15 protein-coding genes are annotated in these 19575 nt (G+C 33.6%); all 15 read right to left on the bottom strand.

Annotated features, from left to right (window positions below; genetic code table 11):
* Window positions 1–136: 136 nt before the first annotated feature.
* The 15 genes from JNUCC83_RS03780 to JNUCC83_RS03710 all read right to left on the bottom strand — a co-directional run bounded on the left by JNUCC83_RS03780 (window position 137) and on the right by JNUCC83_RS03710 (window position 19561).
* Window positions 137–1357, bottom strand: a complete 1221-nt coding sequence (locus JNUCC83_RS03780) for an ABC transporter permease (protein ID WP_454460894.1) — start codon at window positions 1355–1357, stop codon at window positions 137–139.
* A complete protein-coding gene (locus JNUCC83_RS03775) occupies window positions 1350–2057 on the bottom strand; it encodes an ABC transporter ATP-binding protein (protein ID WP_454460893.1) in 708 nt (235 codons plus the stop codon). Before JNUCC83_RS03775 ends, JNUCC83_RS03780 begins: the two co-directional genes overlap by 8 nt.
* Window positions 2057–3214 carry an efflux RND transporter periplasmic adaptor subunit gene (locus tag JNUCC83_RS03770; RefSeq protein ID WP_454460892.1) on the bottom strand — a complete coding sequence of 386 codons (1158 nt, stop codon included), beginning with the start codon at window positions 3212–3214 and terminating at the stop codon, window positions 2057–2059. The genes JNUCC83_RS03775 and JNUCC83_RS03770 overlap by 1 nt, the downstream gene beginning before the upstream one ends.
* 127 nt (window positions 3215–3341) lie before the next feature.
* Entirely contained in the window at window positions 3342–4352 is a 1011-nt protein-coding gene (locus JNUCC83_RS03765) for a DUF1002 domain-containing protein (RefSeq protein ID WP_454460891.1), read from the bottom strand.
* A gap of 168 nt (window positions 4353–4520) precedes the next feature.
* Window positions 4521–5639, bottom strand: a complete 1119-nt coding sequence (rpoD, locus tag JNUCC83_RS03760; RefSeq protein ID WP_454461323.1) for an RNA polymerase sigma factor RpoD — start codon at window positions 5637–5639, stop codon at window positions 4521–4523.
* Window positions 5640–5661: 22 nt separating this feature from the next.
* Window positions 5662–7509, bottom strand: a complete 1848-nt coding sequence (gene dnaG / locus JNUCC83_RS03755; protein WP_454460890.1) for a DNA primase — start codon at window positions 7507–7509, stop codon at window positions 5662–5664.
* A gap of 120 nt (window positions 7510–7629) precedes the next feature.
* On the bottom strand, window positions 7630–9951 hold the full coding sequence (locus JNUCC83_RS03750) for a cation-translocating P-type ATPase (protein ID WP_454460889.1): 2322 nt from the start codon (window positions 9949–9951) through the stop codon (window positions 7630–7632).
* A 118-nt stretch (window positions 9952–10069) separates the two neighbouring features.
* Entirely contained in the window at window positions 10070–11557 is a 1488-nt protein-coding gene (locus JNUCC83_RS03745; protein WP_454460888.1) for a PASTA domain-containing protein, read from the bottom strand.
* Window positions 11550–12224: an ABC transporter ATP-binding protein gene (locus JNUCC83_RS03740; protein WP_454460887.1), complete on the bottom strand. Its 675-nt coding sequence runs from the start codon at window positions 12222–12224 to the stop codon at window positions 11550–11552. Before JNUCC83_RS03740 ends, JNUCC83_RS03745 begins: the two co-directional genes overlap by 8 nt.
* A 12-nt stretch (window positions 12225–12236) precedes the next feature.
* Window positions 12237–13784 (bottom strand): FtsX-like permease family protein, encoded by a 1548-nt coding sequence (locus JNUCC83_RS03735; RefSeq protein ID WP_454460886.1) that lies wholly within the window; start codon window positions 13782–13784, stop codon window positions 12237–12239.
* Between the two features lie 178 nt (window positions 13785–13962).
* On the bottom strand, window positions 13963–15744 hold the full coding sequence (locus tag JNUCC83_RS03730) for an ABC transporter ATP-binding protein (RefSeq protein ID WP_454460885.1): 1782 nt from the start codon (window positions 15742–15744) through the stop codon (window positions 13963–13965).
* On the bottom strand, window positions 15744–17495 hold the full coding sequence (locus JNUCC83_RS03725; RefSeq protein ID WP_454460884.1) for an ABC transporter ATP-binding protein: 1752 nt from the start codon (window positions 17493–17495) through the stop codon (window positions 15744–15746). Before JNUCC83_RS03725 ends, JNUCC83_RS03730 begins: the two co-directional genes overlap by 1 nt.
* 86 nt (window positions 17496–17581) lie before the next feature.
* Window positions 17582–17812: a YneF family protein gene (locus tag JNUCC83_RS03720; RefSeq protein WP_454460883.1), complete on the bottom strand. Its 231-nt coding sequence runs from the start codon at window positions 17810–17812 to the stop codon at window positions 17582–17584.
* A 90-nt stretch (window positions 17813–17902) separates the two neighbouring features.
* Window positions 17903–18802 carry a deoxyribonuclease IV gene (locus JNUCC83_RS03715; protein ID WP_454460882.1) on the bottom strand — a complete coding sequence of 300 codons (900 nt, stop codon included), beginning with the start codon at window positions 18800–18802 and terminating at the stop codon, window positions 17903–17905.
* A gap of 105 nt (window positions 18803–18907) precedes the next feature.
* Window positions 18908–19561 (bottom strand): amino acid ABC transporter permease, encoded by a 654-nt coding sequence (locus JNUCC83_RS03710; protein WP_454460881.1) that lies wholly within the window; start codon window positions 19559–19561, stop codon window positions 18908–18910.
* Between the last annotated feature and the right edge of the window lie 14 nt (window positions 19562–19575).

Here is a 19575-nt window from a genome sequence, read left to right as displayed (position 1 = left end):
TATAAAATGAATTTTTAAGAATAGCAACAATTTATTGATATTAATTTATATTTTTCTGTGTATTGTTCGTGTTTTTTTCGATAACTTATAAAAAAACACCTAATTTGCTTGATAAAAACAAATTAAGTGCGTTTTTTTATTGATAAATGGCTTTAATTGGATCCAGTTTTGCTGCATTGATGGCAGGTATCACACCAAATATTAATCCTATCCCCGCAGAAATAGAGGCTGAGAATATAGCCATGCTTGGACTCACGATTGCAGTGATTCCCTCAGCAAAACTTGAGATAAGTGTCGCTAACCCCCATCCAAAGAAAATACCGACAACCCCACCGATTAATGTGATAAAGGCTGCTTCTAATAGAAACTGTAGCAAGATTGTCACAGGTTTTGCTCCAATAGCTCGTCTAATTCCAATCTCTCTTTTTCTCTCTGATACTGAAACGTACATGATGTTCATTACACCGATTCCACCAACAAGTAAAGAGATAGCCGTAATAAACAATAGACCTGTTACGACAGCTTGAAGCATTGACTCGATTTCTTGACGTGCCTGTTCATTTGAACGGTCTTCTTCAAACATACCAACTAAATCTGGATGTTGTTGTTTTAGTAACGTATTTGCCTGTTCAATAATTTGTTGTCTATCTTTTGTTCCAGTTGCTTTTAATTTAATAGCATTGATTGGTTTATTTTTTGATAATTCATTAAATGCTTTTTTAGGTACCTCATTATAAAACACTGAATCATCCATAATCATAGCACCATCATCTAATTTATCTTTTACACCTACTACGACAAACTTAATACCATCCACATCAATTGCGCGACCAATAACGTCTTTTGCTTTTCTAATCCCCAATGATGTTTGCATAGTATCGTAAGTAATAATAATACTATTTGATTCTAGTTGATTGGTGGTAAAGCTATTACCAAAACCAACTGGAGTGTCTGTTTTACTCGTAGCAACAACCTCACCACTACCAGATGTATCAAAAAAATCAAATGTACTTGTCACAGATTCTCTAGCCCCAAAACCAAAACCATAATCCGCACTTATTGTATCAACACCTTCAAGACCACGTAATAATTTTAAGTCTAATCGGTCAAAAGCAAACGGTTCTTCATCCTGAAAGCCGATTGTCTCATCACTATAGTCGACTTTATATACTAAACGAATGACGTTTGCATCTGTTGACTCTAAAACTTTTAAGCTACTTTGTTTCATTCCTTCCCCAATGGCAGATACAGTAACGACGGCTGTAATCCCGATAATAATTCCGACCATCGTCAAAAAGACGCGAAGTTTATGCGCACGTAAACTTAAAAACGTGCTCAATAGTAAATTTTTAAGCATTAATAAACTCCTCCTCTGATAGGAATAATCCATCCTTCATATACACAACTCGTGTCGCATACTTTCGCATATCAGGATCATGCGTTACCATAACAATAGTTTTTCCTTCTTTATTTAAATCAGATAAAATTGTCATAATATCCTCGCTTGTTTCGCTATCCAATGCTCCAGTGGGTTCGTCTGCCATAATTAATAATGGATCATTTACTAATGCGCGAGCAATAGCTACACGTTGTTGTTGACCACCTGATAGTTCTGTCGTTTTTGAAAATTCTTTTCCTTCCAGTCCTACCATCTTTAAGTAGTCAGACGCTATTTTTCGTCGTTCTTTTTCTCGTTTTTTACCACCATAAACCATTGGTAATTCGACATTTTGAACAACATTTAACGATTGAATCAAAAAGAACTGTTGAAAGATAAATCCAATGTATTCATTTCGAAGGGTCGATTTTTCATTTTCAGTTAATTTAGAAGCGTCTTTTCCATCAAAAATGTATTCACCATCTGATAACTGATCCAAAAAACCAATAATGTTCATTAAAGTAGTTTTCCCACTACCAGATTTTCCCATAATCATTATAAACTCACCTTGATGAATCGATAAATTTAGTTCTTTTAAAACATGTAGCTGAGATTTACCAACGGGATAGTATTTATTAATATCATTTAACTCAACTAGCACTTGGTTATCTTGAGTCATTACTGATTCCCTCCTTCAGCTGATGATTCACCACCAGGAGTTGGCTCACCTACAACTAATTCAGTATCAGAAGACACAATCACTTTATCTAATCCTTCTAGTCCACTAGTTATAATGACTTTATCTTGTGACGCTCCTTGATCACTTGTTTCAACTATTCGCTTTTCTATTGTTCCAAAGTCGTCAACTAACACATAGACTTCTTTTGTTTTGTCATCCACTTTTACAGCCTTTTTAGGAATCTCAATTTTTTCATCATTAAGTTTCACAGATGCTTGTACGTGAAACCCCTTGCGTATCGCTTTAGCATCTTTTAAGCTTAACTTAACAGTGTAAGTCGATAACGAGTTGCTAGTTCCACCCCCGCTACTGCCTTCTGATGACTGCTGAGTATTCGGTATATTAGACACATAGGTCACTTCACCTTTGTATAACTTATTATCTGCTACTGTTTTTACATCTGCTTGTTGTTTTTCTTTCACTTTATCTAAATCTTTTTCATTTACACTTCCTTCAACATAAAAGTCAGTTGAAGATAAGGTTAAGATAGCACTATCTCTATTTTGATCTTGTGGGATAATCACTTGACCATCGAATGGTGCTACCACTTTATTGATTTGTTTTTCACTTAACTCATTTATTTGTGTTTGAAGTTGATTGATTTTTATATCATAGCTTGCTAAATCATACTTTAATTCAATACTTTCTTTTGAAACAGGCATACTTTGTGTGTCACCAGACTCTGTTGTTGAGACATTATTCATTTCGTTTATTTCTAGTTGCATCTGTCTTGCAGCTTTTTCTTTTTCTGCTTGGGTTGATTCTATTTGAAACTTCAAGTCTCTAATTTGAGAGTCTGTTGTTTCATCCAAGTACTGATATAAAACTGTGTCTTTAGTGACATTTTCGCCATTTTTTACATTTAAATCACCAAGTTTTCCCAATGTCGTGTCTTTAGTAAATTCTTTTGACATGACAGGGGTTACAACACCATTTATAAAAACTTGATCCACATTTTCAACAGTAAAAAATTCAATCTTTGGTTCCTTAGTTATTTCTGTTGGTTCTTTTTTAGATAGAAGTAACTTGCCTCCAACAGTCGATACAACTACTAAGCCAACAATACTACCAATAATCCACTTTTTCTTTTTTGCCATTCTTCCGAACTCCTTTTATTTTAGTAATTTTAGTATACAAAAAAAAGACGTGATATAAATCAGTCGATAGACCTATTGCCACCTTAATAAAAAAACTGCCTAGTAAAATACTAGACAGTTCACTTTATTATTTAAATAGATTGCTAAAGAAGTCTTTGATTTTTTGCCAGAATCCTTTTGCTTTTTCTACATTTTCATCAGAGAGTAGATTATCTTTAAATTCTTTTCCATTTTTCACAATATCATCTTTAAAGCCAGATAATTGACTGGTTAATTCTTTGTCAGTAATGGCACTGGTATTAGAAAAATTAACCATGTTATTAACTACTTGAGTTTTTAACTCAGGAGTAATAGCATCTTGTAACCCATTTTTTTCAATTTGTTCATCAACCACTGTGGTTACTTCTTGTTTCTTTTGCTCATCAGACATTTCACTTAGTTTTTTATTAATTTTTTGAAGCTCCATTTGGATATCGGCTAGCATAACTAAAATATTTTCAGAAGAGTAATCCTTGTTGTCCTGATTTTGTTTGTCAATGGCTGAAACAACTTGCATTTGATCTTGAGCCACTTCACGTTTTTCATCACGTTCTTTTTGCTCGGTTTGATCAGAAGCAGGTGCTACCTCATCGTATATTTTATAAATCCCTGCTAATGCTCCACTTCCATCCATGGGTCTCACACTTGCGATTCGTATATAAGCATCATACACACCGCTAGTTATTGCTGCAGAGCGGTACATTGCTTCAGTTCGTGCAGTTATTTTATCAGGCGTCACGATATCTACGGTCACACCAGAGCCACTTTTAGTACGTGCAATCAACGCACTTGAATAAGCTTTAGACGAGCTTGTAAATTCAGGAACATCTGTCACATATTTCACTAAATCATTGCCATCAACAATATATTCATTAATGTTACTAACATTTGTCCCTTTTAACATTGAAACTTGTGACAAATCTTTCGTAAGGATGTCACGTGTTTGTTGTTTTTCAGACTCTGTTAATCCATTTCCCAATGCAATATTGGGAATATCCCAACCTTCATCTTTCGTTTTTTCGGCTGCTGAAACGGTTGTTGCTAATCCAACTGTAGATAATAGAGATAAGCTCAATAGTATTTTTTTAAATTTATTCATAAAATCACCTTTTCGTTTTTTAATTCACTACAAATGTATCATAAACTAAATAGATTTCCATCAAACTTTAGGATGAATTTACTTTTTTAATGATTATTTAACATTCTTTTTATAAAAGTTCATAGCTAAAATGAAAGACACTAGCGTCAACTAGTGCCTTAGCGTGTTTTATTCTAAAAAGTCTTTTAATTGTTTAGAACGTGATGGATGGCGTAATTTTCTTAAAGCTTTTGCCTCAATCTGACGAATTCTCTCACGAGTAACACCAAATACTTTTCCAACTTCTTCTAATGTTCGAGTGCGGCCATCATCTAATCCAAAACGTAAACGTAACACATTTTCTTCACGATCAGTCAATGTATCAAGCACGCTTTCTAATTGTTCTTTTAATAATTCATATGCCGCATGTTCTGCTGGACTTGTTGCTTCTTGGTCTTCAATGAAATCGCCTAAGTGAGAATCATCTTCTTCCCCAATTGGTGTTTCAAGAGATACTGGCTCTTGAGCAATCTTAAGAATCTCACGAACTTTTTCAGGCGGTAAATCCATCTCTGCACCAATTTCTTCTGGCGTAGGTTCGCGTCCTAAATCTTGAAGTAATTGACGTTGAATACGAATCAATTTGTTAATTGTTTCAACCATATGAACCGGAATACGAATCGTTCTCGCTTGGTCAGCAATCGCACGAGTAATCGCTTGACGAATCCACCAAGTCGCGTAAGTAGAAAATTTGAATCCTTTTTCATGGTCAAATTTTTCAACAGCTTTCATCAGACCCATGTTACCTTCTTGAATTAAATCAAGAAATTGCATCCCACGACCAACATAACGTTTGGCAATACTTACTACTAAACGTAAGTTAGCTTCAGCTAATTCTTGTTTTGCTTCAGGATCACCATCTTTAATTCTAAGGGCTAATGCCACTTCTTCATCAGCTGTAAGAAGAGAGACACGACCGATTTCTTTTAAATACATACGAACAGGATCATTAATTTTCACACCAGCTGGTGCAATTAAATCTTCCTCTTCTTCTTTTTCTTTTGTTTTTTTAGATTCTTGATTTTTTTTGGCTATACGCAAACTATGTTCACTAGGTTCACCTTTTTCGTCGACAACACTAATTCCTGCATCCTCAACTTTTTCAATCAATTCATCCATATCATCTGCATCTAATTCATAAGGAGTAGCTAATTTGTTGGTTAATTCATCATAAAACACTGAACCTTTTACTTTGTTTAATTTGATGAACTTGGTTACTTCTTTTTTGTATGCTTCATCTTTTACCATTTTTGACACGATGGACTCCCCCTTATATTATCCCCCAGCTACTCAATTCTTTTTGTAGCTGGATAATTTCTAATGTTACTTCCATTTCTTTTGTTGCATTTCCTACCTGTTTTGCCTCTTTTTGTTGCGTTTTTAAGGCGTTTATTTTAGTTTCTATCCCTGCTTTTTCAATGATACTCAAACAATCGTTTATTTCACGATCATTGCTTTGTTCACTAAAGCTTTGCATGGTAATCGTAATTAATAAATTACGTAACTTATCTTCCTTCAAGTAATTGATAAAATCAGCTAATTCGACCTGTCCATATAATTCATAAAAACTAGCAATGTGTTGAAATAGTTCTTGGTAATCATCATGAACAAACGAAAAATTCTCAATTGCACTAATTTTACTGAATGTCGCTTTTTCTCTAAGTATTCGATAGATTAAAAGCATTTCAGCCTTTTCTACAACTGTTAATTTTCTAACTTGCTGTACTTGTGGAATGACTTGTTCTACTTTTTTAGGAATAACCTGTTTAAACTGGTGACGTTTGTGAGATTGGATGTACTCATTTAGCTGAACTTGTAATGTCTCTTTTGACAATTGAAAGTCATCTGCTAACTGAGTCAACGCAAGGTCTTTTTCAATCACTGAAGGTACTTTGGCTAATTCCTGTAACACAAGGTCTAAATAAGCAATAACATCAGATTCATTTTCAAGGTTAAACTCTTGTTGCAAATAGAACTTTTTAAATTGAAAAATCGTTTGTTTATGGTGAAGCAACTCATTTTCTAACGCAGTTTTCCCATAAGTCATCCGATAATCATCTGGATCAAGTTTATTGGGTAGTGTCACGACTTGAATACCTAGTGCTGTGTTGTTAGTTAACAACTCAATCGCTCGATTGGTTGCATTTACCCCTGCACTATCTCCATCATAAACAATAGTAATCTCTTGAGATATTCGTTCTAGCTTATGTATTTGTTGTTCAGTTAAACTGGTCCCCATGGTTGCTACACCATTTTTTACACCTGACATGTAAGCAGCCATTACATCCATAAAACCTTCAAATAAATAAACGTCATTTATTTTGCGAATATGAGGACGAGCTAGATGGTAATTATAAATCACATCACGCTTATTAAAAATAGGTGTTTCAGGACTATTTAAATACTTTGGTTGGTTGTCATGATGTTGATCGCCTGTTTGTACAGGTAACTTTCTTCCTGAAAAGCCAATCGTCTTTCCTTGCTCATCTTTTATTGGAAACATGATTCGATTGACAAATCGGTCAAAAAAAGTCCCATCTTCTCTTTCAACAAACAAACCAGATTCAGAAAACAAGCGTTCATCATACTCTTTTTCCATAACTTTTAGTAAAATCGTTCGATTATCTGGAGAAAAACCCAGTTCAAATTCTTCAATCATAGCTAGCGGTATGCCTCTTGAATCGAGGTATGCTAAAGCTTCTTTACCAGCTTCTGTATTGACTAATATATGATGAAAAAATTTTTTAGCATGCTCATGCATATCGATCAACGTTTCATGTGTCGAATTTCTCGACATTTGGTTAGTCGATGTGAAAGTTGTGCTAGGTAACGTCACGTTCAGAGGTTGTGCTAATTTATTAACTGCTTCAGGAAAGCTTAACCCATCAATCTCTTGAATAAACGTAAACACATTTCCACCTTTACCACACCCAAAACAATGAAATATCTGTTTGTCTTCAGCTACGGTAAATGACGGTGTTTTTTCATTATGAAAAGGACATAATCCTAAATAATTTTTACCTGATTTTTTTAGTTGAACATAATTTTCAACCACATCAACAATATTTGTTTCTTGTCTGACTGTATCAATTAATTCTTGAGGGATTAATTGTGACATAATCGTCATCCCCTTTTTACATAATTAAGTCAGAAAAGTCGCACTGAATCCAGCGCGACCACGACATAACTTTTCATAATAAATTATAACATAATTCAGTGACTTTGCAACAATTAGCGCTTAGTTAAATGAGCCCATTTTTCCAGTAATTAATTTATCTAAAATTAACTTACCTATTATTGAACAAATAACTAGTACCACAAATACTGGTAGAGTCGTTGCATTAAGCCAAGTAATCTCTAATAATGATTTAAACAACATGGCTGCAACAAAAGTACCCACAGTTGTTGTTACTGCTAAAAATAAGCGTAATGGATTAAATGGTAGACAAGCTTTTATGACTGCCATCGCACTCACTGCTATTAACATGTAATACATTAACGTTGTTTGATCAATCCCACTAATCCCAAATTTAGGCGAGATAAAGTAAATGACTAAAATATTGATGATCACTAATAATGCATTTGGCAAGGCTCTTCTTAAAGCAGTTGGCAAGAATTTTGTAGTTATTTTTCTTTTATCTGATTCAAATGATAAGAAAAATGTTGGGTATCCTTCAATCGCTAAATCAAGCAACGTAATTTGAATTGGGATAAACGGAAAACCAATTGCTGCCACCATACAAATGATTGACAAAATAAATGAATAAATTGTTTTAATAAAGAAAATACTTGCGACTTTTGTCACATTATTTACCACACGACGTCCTTCAAATAATACATCTGGTAATGTAGTAAAATCTGAATTTAGTAACACAAGATTAGCCATTTGACGAGTTGCGTTATCTCCTTCAGCCATAGCAATACTACAATCTGCTTCTTTCATTGCAAGGATGTCATTTACCCCGTCACCTGTCATAGCCACAATATGTTCTTTTTGGCGTAATGCTTCAACCAACCATTTTTTTTGTTGCGGACTCACTCGGCCAAAAACTGTATAGTCATCAACCAATTTTTTAACCTCTTCTTCTGTGTCAACAGTTGATAAATCAATAAATTGGTCATACTTTTTCAATCCCGCACGACGAGCAACGTTTGAGACTGTCACTGGGTTATCCCCTGATATGACTTTTAAAGCAACACCTTCACTATCTAAGTAAGCCAATGTTTGTTCAGCATTTTCACGAATGGCATCTTCAATAACCAAAACAGACAGTGCTTCAACATTCCCCACACTATCACTTATACTTGTAACCTCTTTATCTATCCCAATCAGTAACACACGACTACCTTGTTCTTGGGCTTGATTAACTTGCGTTGGAATTGAATTTTCAGCTACCAAACGTTCTGGTGCACCTAAATACACACAGCCGATTTCTTCAAATAAAACAGCTCCCCACTTTCTATCAGAAGAAAAGGGTAACACATCAATCACTGTCAAATCACTTGATGGCTCAAAGTAAGAACGAAGAGCCTGCATCGTTAAATTATTATCCTCTGTTGCATTGATATAATTTCCCATTATTTTTTTTGTATTAATATTAGACTGGTGACTACTTAAATCAATCATCTCTGAAACAATCATTTTACCCTGTGTGATTGTCCCTGTTTTGTCTAAACAAAGAACATCCACATGTGCTAGGGTTTCAATGGAATGCATGTCTTGAACCAATACTTTTTTCTTAGTTAATTTAACCACACCTGTTGCTAAAGCAATACTAATTAAAAGTACCATTCCTTTTGGAAGCATTCCTAATAGAGCTGCCGCTGATGATACAACAGATAACTTTAAGTCACTCTGTCTTAAAAAGTACGCTTCTAAAAAGAGAATCACACCTAGGGGAATAATAATATAACTCGTAAATTTAGCGACTTTACGAATAGATAGAACCAATTCTGATGTGACTGGTTTATGAATTTTAGCTTCTTCAGCAATTTTTATTGCGTAATTATCTTTACCAACATGAATCACTCGCCCCACACACTGACCGCTTGTCACATAGCTTCCTGACATTAGTTCACTGTTAACTGATTTTTTGATTAAATCAGCTTCACCTGTTAAGAGTGCCTCATTTACTTCAATGCTACCTGAAACTATTTCCATATCTGATGGCACTTGTTGTCCTGCTGAAAGAACGACTAAATCATCTAACACTAATTCAGTTGTTGGGATACTTACTTTCTGATTATCTCGGTAAACATCGACATTTTCCTCATTAACAATAGATAATTGGGCCACTAAATTTTTTGCTCGTATTTCTTGAGACACACCAATTACTATATTTAAAATAATAATAGCCATAAAAAACATATTACTATAAGCACCAACAAGTGCTAAACAAATAGCAATAATAACATTTAATAAATTAAATAACGTAAAGACATTATCAAATATAATATCTTTGTTACTTTTTGATGTATCAGATACATAATCATTTACTTGCCCTTGTTTAATTTTTTGACTGACTTCTTCTTGCGTCAGACCTTTTTCATTCATTTTCATTCCATCTACTCTCTCTTTTCATTATTTCTTCCATTATTATATAGATAAATCAGGGCAATTTAAAGTGTTTTAACAAATAATTAAACTCCTAACTATAAAAGCTTAGGAGTTTATCATATTACTCATTTTCACTGTCGTTAGATTCTGTCGGTAACGACGCATATTTCCCGTTACTAATCGCAAAAACTAAATGGGCATTAGTCGCAATATATTGATTATATGCATTAGTGTTAACGATTTGACCTTTTTCTTTATCAGAGTCAATATAGTATACCTCATAAGTAACATTTGCTCCTTTAGAATTAAAGTTATCATAGATTAGTTTAGGAATGTCACCTTCGAGTTGACCAAAGAATGATTTTATATAAGGTCTTCCGGAAGAATAAGTTAAGTTAATAGTTTTATTGTCGTCCCCAGTTAACTTTTTGCCAGCTTCTACTGATTGAGAAATCAGCTGACCGAATGGGACACTGTCTGAGAAAACTTCTTTCGTAATAACTTGTAGATCTCCTGACACATTTGCTGCTGCCTCAGCTGAATAATTAGCAAAGTTTGGAACAACAACTGCCTTGCCGACAGAAATAGAAACACCCATCGAATCATGTTTAGCAATTTTTGTGTCTGCCGCTACTGTTTGAGACACTACTAATCCACTCTCAATTTTATCAGAGTCAACTTCTTTGTACTCAACTTTTATTTCGTTTTTCTTTGCCCAATCTTCAACATCTGATTTTGCCTTTTTAATAAAGTTAGGAACTGAGATATTTTTTTCAAACACTTCTTTTCCTTTTGAAAAATAGACATTGGCAATATCTTGACGTAAATAATTATCTTTATTTACTTCTTTATCAGTAAAGTCTAATTTAATAAATTTGCCTTTTTCAATTTTATCATTGTATTCTTCAATAATGGTCACATTTTCAGCCTTATTTTTGGAGATCCATTGTTCTACCTCTGATTTAGACATTTTTTCAAATTCTGGAAGCTTAATCTTCTCTTTCGGATCAGCCCCTTCACTGACTGTAAACACTAACTTTGAGCCTTTTTTTATTTTTTTATTAGGTGAAACAGACTGACTCATAACGCCATTTGCTTCAACTTTTGTTGAATATTTTTGCTTAATTTCAGGTTTAATGTTATTTTCAGATGCCCAATTTTTTGCATCAACCACTGTCTTGTCAGAGAAATTTGGAACAACGACTCGCGTAATTTGATAATAAATCCCATAAAAAATTAATAATAAGACAACAACTGATATACCTATGACAACTCTACGTTTCATTTGTTTTTTCTTATAGTCAGGATCAATTTCTACGTCATGGTCTGGCAAACCATCTGATTGGATACTGTCAATTGGCTGCTTATTGTTTTTTTTTCGTTTTCTTTTAACTTTTATTTTTGAATCATTTGAATAAGTTTTTTCTTCTTGAAATACATCATCTACGTCATCAAACTCTTGCTCATCATATCTTGAGAAGTCACTTAATGGTTCTGATTTTGACGTTGTATCATTTTCTTCACCTGATGATAATTCTTTTCTATTCTTTTTCTCATTTAACATATTTTTATAGTTCTCACTATCAAAATTCGATAAAAAATCAGACATTCTCTTTTAATGCTCCTTTTCTTAGAAGATAGGAGTGATCCGATTGCAAGGCTATCTCAGGCGAGTGTGTAACTACGATCACACATTTATTGTGTTTATGAGCTAGCATTTTAAATATATTCACAATCTCTTGTTCCATCTCTTCATCCAAATTACCTGTTGGTTCATCAGCTAGGATAACATCTACATTCGTTGATAAGGCTCGTGCTATTGCCACTCGTTGTTGTTCTCCACCTGATAATTGAGTCACCAATCGTTTTGATTTTTCATTTGATATTCCCATATAATCCAACAAATTGATTGCGACTTCCTCTTGATTTTCTGGTATTTTATTAGTTGTTATTGCCATTGGAACCATTACATTTTCGACTGAAGTTAAATATGGAATCAAATTATAATTCTGAAATATAATACTGATATAATCTCTACGATATTCATCATAGCCAATTTTTTCAATATTTTTTTTCTGGTAAAAAATTCGACCCTCTTGTGGTGTATCTAATCCTGCAAGTAAAGATAGTAAAGTGGTTTTTCCAGAACCAGACTGACCAACAATCGTATAGAATTTGCCTTTTTCAAATGACACATTTGTATTTTTTAAAATAAAACGGCGAGTGTCACCATCTTGATAATAATAATTCAGTTTAGTGGCTTTTAATATTGACATGACTTGGCTCCTTTACATCATAATTTTTTTCGGATTGAGCCTCATGATATAAACAAGAGGAACAACAGTTGAAAGCAACACAACAACTAGTCCTAGCACATAATAAAGAACAATATAAGATGGTGTCAGTTTAATTTCATATGCGCTAATAACATCATCTTCTGTGACATTAACATCACTTATTGCACTCCCATAATTATACATTACCATGTTCTCATCTGTGGTCTCTGGTTGTTCTGTGGCCATTAATGAATCAGAAAATCCTTGTGCTAGCATATTACCAGAAAAAACTGATAGCGTCATAGCTATTAATGCAACCAATACTACTTCAATCGCAATCTGTGCTACAACTTTTATGCGTTGCTCACCCAATGATAAATAAATACCTAGTTCATGCTTTCTATCTCTTAAAAATAGAATTGTTACCAAAGTGATGATGAAAATTGATGCTATGACAGAAACAATTAACACAATACGAGAAATTTTTGCCATGCCTTTAATGGGACCAGCTATCGAGTCAAATTGGTCTGAACTTGCTTCAATTTTATAATAGGTTAACTCATTATCTTTGAGTATCTGATCTCCAAGCAAGCGAAAATCTTCAACGTCCTCTGGTTTATTCAACACATAAGTCGCTTGGACAGATTTGTAAGCAAACTCTTTTAAAACAGTTTCTTTATCCATTACTTTTTCATTTTCATCTAAGTAATTATCAGGAAAGCTATCATAGGAGAACTCCAACATTTCTGTTTGTGTTTTTTCAATGTAATCATTCGGTAAATAAATAACATTTAACCTTTCATATAAATCAATGGTTTGGTCCATCTTTTGATTGGTATTTTTTTGGTCATTATTTGTTTCTTTGTCAATATTTAATTCCTTTACACCAAATAACCCAATAATTTCAATTGGATAATCTTTTGATTTCGTTTCAGTAGCCATTTCTCCAGATTCTCCAGAGTTTCCTTGACTGATATGGACCACTTGCCGGTCAAATACGACTTTATCACCAACATGTATATTATTTTCTTTGGCAACTTTATCAGAAATAATCGCTACAGCCGCCCCTTTTTTTATTTCATCTGCCTTAAAATTACGTCCATCTACCAAATTAATTTTTTTCGATTGTTCATCACTTAATTCTGGACGACTAGCTCCTTTAATATTAAATGAATACATTCCCTCAGAAGCTCGGCTATAACTACCATCAGAAGGCTCGACATTTTTAATATTTTTAGTCTGCATGATATCAATGATTGAATAGTCATAAAATTTTACTTGCTTTAACTCACCAATTTCTTTATAAACTTTAGAATCTGGTTCTTTAATATCAAAATCTTTACCAGATTCTTCTAACTCATTTATTTTATCTGAATTAAACGATACAGTAGCATTGGCACCAAGTTTTGTTTTGATATTATTTTCAACGTTTTTCGTTGCCTGTTGAATGGCTATCGCTCCTGCCATTACGTTTCCTAAAATAAATATAACTAAAAATAAGATCAATGATTTCCCTTTTCTTCTTTGAATACTCAATAAGGCTCTTTTAAAAAAGTTCACTTTTTCACTCCCTTTTTAATAATTGTCTTATTAATCATTTTATCATCCTTTATTATAAAATTCATTAAAATTTAATATTTTCGTAAAAAATAATTTAAACTTTCTTCCTACATTTATTAGTTGTCTAAATAAAAACAGATGGCAGACCACAATTATCGGCCTAACCATCTGTTCAAAGTTAAATTTGATTATTTTGTAATCGGTACATATCATAGTACAATCCTTCTTTTTGGATCAACTCATCGTGTGTTCCTTTTTCAACAATGTGTCCTTTTTCAAGCACTAAAATAAGGTTTGCGTCTTTGATAGTTGATAGCCTATGAGCTATCGCAATCGTTGTGCGACCTTTTCTCATTTTTTCAAGTCCTTCTTGAATCAGTGTCTCAGTTTCAGTGTCAATGTTAGCTGTTGCTTCATCTAACACAAGAATTTTTGGATCAGTTACAATCGTTCTTGCAAAGGAGATCAACTGTCTCTGACCCGATGAAAAACTTGATCCCCCTTCTAATACAGGTGCATGATATTTTTTAGGTAATGTTTCTATAAATTTATCTGCCTGAACAAACTCTGCTGCCTGAACAATTTGTTCATCTGTAATTGATTGATTTAATAGGCGAATATTACTTGAAATATCACCATAAAACATAAAGGCATCTTGTAATACTAACCCCATCTTCTCGCGCAATTCATCCATTGGGTAATCTTTTATATTCACATCATCAATTAAAATCTCACCATCATAAAATTCGTAAAAACGCATTAACACATTAATAATGGAGCTTTTTCCACTACCAGTATGTCCAACCAATGCCACTGTTTCACCAGGGTTGGCTACAAAACTAATATTATTTAAAACATTATTTTTTCCATCGTATGAAAAGCTCACATTTCTAAATTCGATTTTTGCATTAGTGATTGTCGCGTTAGCTCCTTCATTTTGTTGAGGAACTAACTCTTCATGATCTATAATACGCATGATTCGGCTACCTGCCACTAATCCATCTTGAAACGTACTTAAAAAGTCCATCATTTGTGTCATTGGATTAAAAAATTGTTGCACGTATGAAATAAACGCATAAATCATGCCGACTTCAACTAGCGAGTTAAATGACTTAAATCCAAAAAATGCTAGTATCATTGCCGTTGCCAACGCAAATAATAAGTTAATAATTGGTGCAAGAAGTAGTGAATTTGTACGAATCATCGCATATTTTGTTTTTAAGTAATCATTATTATTTTCTTCAAATTCTTCTTCCAATCGATCTTCTTGTCTAAAATACTGAACGATTTGCATACCTGAAATGGACTCATTTAATTTCGTATTGAGTTGACTTAATCTCTCGCGCATGCCACGGTAAATTTTAGAACTAAATTTTTGATAATACCAAATAATTATAAGAAGTATTGGGAAAAATAATAAACAAGCAAACATTAATTGAATATTAATCGTCGCCATCGCAATAAATGAAGCAACAATACCAAATAAAGCTGATAATACCATTAAGAACACTAACCAAAAATCAAATAACGTCTCTGTATCGTTGGTTACACGAGAAACAATCGATCCTGCTGGTGTTTGGTCAAAATAACGCATCCCCATTGTTTGTAATTTAGAAAATAATTTTACTCGAATGGATTGATATGTTTGCAATGACCCTTTGTAATATAAAATCCACTGGCCAAACCAAACAATGGCTTTAAACAATGTTCCTAATCCGTATAGACCAGCAAAATAAAGAATCGTTTTGGTTGCAACGTTTGTATCAGTTAAATGATTATCCATAAAAACCTGTAAGATTTTAGGCAAGATAATATTAACTACTGCAAGTAATACAGCAAAAATTAAAGAGCCATAAAAGTATTTCCGAAACGGTTTTGCAAAAGATATCAATCGTTTGACGATATCTTTTTGTTCTTTCATCGTAAATGATTTGGACCATGCTGATTGCTCTTCTTCCATTAACTTATCCCCCCTTCTATTTTTTGTTCCAGTTGTTGATGGTCGTACATTCTCTTGTACCAACCATTTAAGGCAATCAATTCACTATGTGTGCCACGCTCAATAATTTTTCCTTCGTCGATCACGATAATTTCTTTCGCATGTTTCACACTACTTAATCTGTGTGTCGTAATGATTGTCGTTTTATTTTGTCTTGTTTCTTTTAAACCAGATAGAATAAGTTCTTCCGTCTTTGCATCAACTGCTGATAAAGCGTCGTCCAAAATCAGTAACTCTGGCTCTGTCAGTAAAGCTCTGGCAATTGATATACGTTGCTTTTGTCCCCCTGATAAAGAAACACCACGCTCACCAACCATTGTGTCATATCCTTTAGAAAAACCTAAAATATCCTCATGAACAGCTGCTTGTTTAGCAATTTTTTCGACTAATTCTTGCGTTGCTTTTGGGCGACCAAATCGAATGTTGTCTCTTACTGTCATTGAGAAAAGAAAATGATCTTGCGGAACATAACCAATAGAATGCAATAAAGCATCTAGTGTATAATGCTGAATTTTATTATCACCAAATAATATTTCGCCATTATAATCATCGTATTCACGCATTAAAAGTTTCAATAATGTCGTTTTACCTGCACCTGTTTTCCCAACAATGCCTAGAGTATCTCCTTCATGCAATGTAAAATCAATATTTTCTAAGGCAACTGTCTCATCCTCTGGGTAATTAAATGACTCAATATGGTAATGAATATCTCCTTTTGCTGGTTCCTGTACCCCTGTTTTCATTTCCACAATCGCTGACTTTTCACTTAATAATTCGTTCACGCGGTCATAACTTGCATTACCGCGTTGTAGTATGTTAAAGAAACGACCTATTGCGAACATCGGCCAAACCAACATCCCAATATAATTAAAGAATGAGATTAATTGACCAATAGAAATACTACCTGTTTTAACTAAATACCCACCTAATGAAATCGAGATAATATAACTTAACCCAATTATAATAGTAATTAATGGATCAAATAAAGCATCCAAAAAGTTCACACGATTATTCTTTCTAACCGAATAATCAACTTTTTCTTTAAAATCTTCTATTTCTTCTTTTTCTTGACCAAATGTTTTAATGACTTTAATACCAGTAATTGTCTCTTGTGTTTTATCATTTAAACGAGAAAAAGCATCTTGCGACTCTTTAAATGCTCCATGCAATTTATCGCCAAGTTTACTAGACAATACTGCTAGTAAAGGGAATGGTAGTAAAGCAAGTAATGTCAAACGCCAATCAATAAAAATTATCATTGCGATTACTGTAATTGCCCCAGTAATAAATGCATCCGCAAAAGTTAAAATCCCACCACCTGCGACGTTTTGGATAGCATTCAAATCATTTGTAGCGTGTGCCATCAAATCTCCTGTACGATAGCGTTGATAAAACGTTTGATCCATTTTAGTGAAGTGATGAAACAATCTTTTTCTCATTCTTTTTTCTAGTCGAGCTGCACCGCCCCATATATGCGTCCTCCAGACATAACGTAATAAATAAACAACAATCGCTGCAACAACCAATAAACTTACCCAAAATAATAATTTCTGTTTTGTTAATGTTTTGTCAGCAATTGAATCGACCACTATCCCTATCACTCTTGGTGGTAATAATTGAATAATAGCCACTAAAATTAATGCCCCTACACCAATAATGTAGTTTTTCTTTTCCTCTTTGAAAAACCAAGCTAGTTTTTTAAAAACGCTCAAGTTAGTCACTCCTTTTTTCCATAAAAAAAACAGGTGCGAAAAAGCACCCGTTTTTTATGTTTTTATTCATTCCAAAACAAAACAACTTATTTTTTCTTTTTGTTATTTTGTGCTGTCATGTTTTGCATCATTTGACGTATTTTTTTCTCTGATGGTTTTTGTCCCATCTGTGACATCATCATACGCAACATATCCTCATTAACGGGAGGATTTTTCTGTAATTGATCTTCAAATGTTTTCTTTGCTAAAAAGAATCCACCGACTGCTCCTAATAATAGGGCAATAATAATGAATAAAATAGCTAATCCAGTATTCATCTTTTCGACGCTCCTTCCTCCAATTAATCTACTCCACAATATGTAATTGTACTAGAAAACAACGCTAATGAAAAGAGTCTTTTAACAAAATTAGGCATTATTTTCAATATCTATGAGTAAATTAGGATTAAATTTTCCTTCTTTCAACATTTTTATCTCATGGTAGTATGGTGCTTTAGCTGTTTTCTTATCATCACCAACAAAAGGTGTTTCCAAAATCTTAGGTAATTCTTTTAATTGATCATGATGAACCACATAATTTAATGCGTCAAAACCAATAGTCCCAAACCCGATATTAGCATGGCGATCTTTATGAGAACCTTGATCATTTTTAGAATCATTCACATGAATCACTTTTAATCTATCCAATCCTATGATTTTGTCAAACTCTGCTAGCACACCATCAAAATCTTCACGAACATTGTATCCAGCATCATTAATATGACAAGTATCAAGTGTGACTGATAATTTTTCATTATGTGTCACCCCATCAATAATTCGCGCAATTTCTTCAAATGAACGGCCAATTTCAGTTCCTTTACCTGCCATGGTTTCTAAAGCGATTTGTGGTGTTTGATCTGATGTCAGTACTTCATTTAGCCCTCTAATGATTTGGTTAATCCCAGCATCAACTCCAGCACCAACGTGGGCGCCAGGGTGCATCGTTATTTGTGTTGCACCAATAGCAGAAACTCGCTCAATTTCTTGACGCAGAAAATCTACCGCAAAGCCAAAATTTTGCGGTTTAGTTGTATTACCAAGATTAATAATATATGGTGCGTGAACCACTATTTTAGCCACATCTAAATTATTATCAACCATAAATGCTTGTCCTGCTTCAATGTTTAACTCTTCAACTGGCTTTCTTCGTGTATTTTGAGGTGCACCTGTATAAATCATAAATGTCGATGCCCCGTACTCTACTGACTGTTTTGCTGAACCAAGTAACATCTCTTTGCCACTCATACTCACGTGAGACCCTAATAACATAACATAATTCCTCATTTCCTATTAACTTACTTTATAAATTGTAGCGTTTTATTTAATCGACTACAAGATAATTGCCTAAAAAAATAACCGAACACAATTGTCCGATTATTTTTGATAATTTAATTCAAACCGTTTTGCAAAACTTGACAATGAATAACAAATAACAAAATAACAAACGGTCATCACAATAAACATCACTAAAACAGTGCTTGGGTACTGAGCGTAAATAATTTTAGAATTATGTGTCAGCTCAGGCAATGATATCACTACAGCAAGTGATGTATCACGAATTAATGATACAAATTGACTAACAAGCGGCGGCACCATTAACTTTATTCCTTGCGGCAACACAATATAGTACATTGTTTGAATAATGTTAAGACCAGTTGAACGCCCAGCTTCCATTTGACCTTTAGGTACAGCTTCAATTCCTCCACGAATAATTTCTGACAACATCGCAGACTCAAATATCGTTAAGGCAACAACAGCTGACCAAAAAATACTAAACTGTATACCGATTTGTGGTAGCGCAAAATAAGTAAAGAAAATGATTAATAATAGAGGTAAATTTCTAATAATATCAACAATCAAACCAACGATTTTTGACAGGAAGGGGATTCTCAAAAAACGAATGACCCCTAAAATACCACCAATGATAAAACTCAGTATAATCGAAATGACGGCTACCTCGATTGTGACAAGCAAGCCATCAAAAATAAATCTTAAATTTGGTAACGTTAATGCTTGAGCAAAATTCATGTGATTCACTCCTT

The sequence above is a fragment of the Vagococcus sp. JNUCC 83 genome, from assembly GCF_053667615.1.
This window is presented reverse-complemented; position numbering and strand designations above follow the sequence as displayed.

What these genes read in the sequence shown, in the direction of transcription:
- JNUCC83_RS03730 (WP_454460885.1), bottom strand. Translation starts at nt 15,744, where the DNA reads ATGGAAGAAGAGCAATCAGCATGGTCCAAATCATTTACGATGAAAGAA.
- JNUCC83_RS03740 (WP_454460887.1), bottom strand. Translation starts at nt 12,224, where the DNA reads ATGTCAATATTAAAAGCCACTAAACTGAATTATTATTATCAAGATGGT.
- JNUCC83_RS03750 (WP_454460889.1), bottom strand. Translation starts at nt 9,951, where the DNA reads ATGAAAATGAATGAAAAAGGTCTGACGCAAGAAGAAGTCAGTCAAAAA.
- JNUCC83_RS03770 (WP_454460892.1), bottom strand. Translation starts at nt 3,214, where the DNA reads ATGGCAAAAAAGAAAAAGTGGATTATTGGTAGTATTGTTGGCTTAGTA.
- JNUCC83_RS03780 (WP_454460894.1), bottom strand. Translation starts at nt 1,357, where the DNA reads ATGCTTAAAAATTTACTATTGAGCACGTTTTTAAGTTTACGTGCGCAT.
- JNUCC83_RS03720 (WP_454460883.1), bottom strand. Translation starts at nt 17,812, where the DNA reads ATGAATACTGGATTAGCTATTTTATTCATTATTATTGCCCTATTATTA.
- JNUCC83_RS03765 (WP_454460891.1), bottom strand. Translation starts at nt 4,352, where the DNA reads ATGAATAAATTTAAAAAAATACTATTGAGCTTATCTCTATTATCTACA.
- rpoD (WP_454461323.1), bottom strand. Translation starts at nt 5,639, where the DNA reads ATGGTAAAAGATGAAGCATACAAAAAAGAAGTAACCAAGTTCATCAAA.
- JNUCC83_RS03715 (WP_454460882.1), bottom strand. Translation starts at nt 18,802, where the DNA reads ATGTTATTAGGGTCTCACGTGAGTATGAGTGGCAAAGAGATGTTACTT.
- JNUCC83_RS03775 (WP_454460893.1), bottom strand. Translation starts at nt 2,057, where the DNA reads ATGACTCAAGATAACCAAGTGCTAGTTGAGTTAAATGATATTAATAAA.
- dnaG (WP_454460890.1), bottom strand. Translation starts at nt 7,509, where the DNA reads ATGTCACAATTAATCCCTCAAGAATTAATTGATACAGTCAGACAAGAA.
- JNUCC83_RS03710 (WP_454460881.1), bottom strand. Translation starts at nt 19,561, where the DNA reads ATGAATTTTGCTCAAGCATTAACGTTACCAAATTTAAGATTTATTTTT.
- JNUCC83_RS03745 (WP_454460888.1), bottom strand. Translation starts at nt 11,557, where the DNA reads ATGTCTGATTTTTTATCGAATTTTGATAGTGAGAACTATAAAAATATG.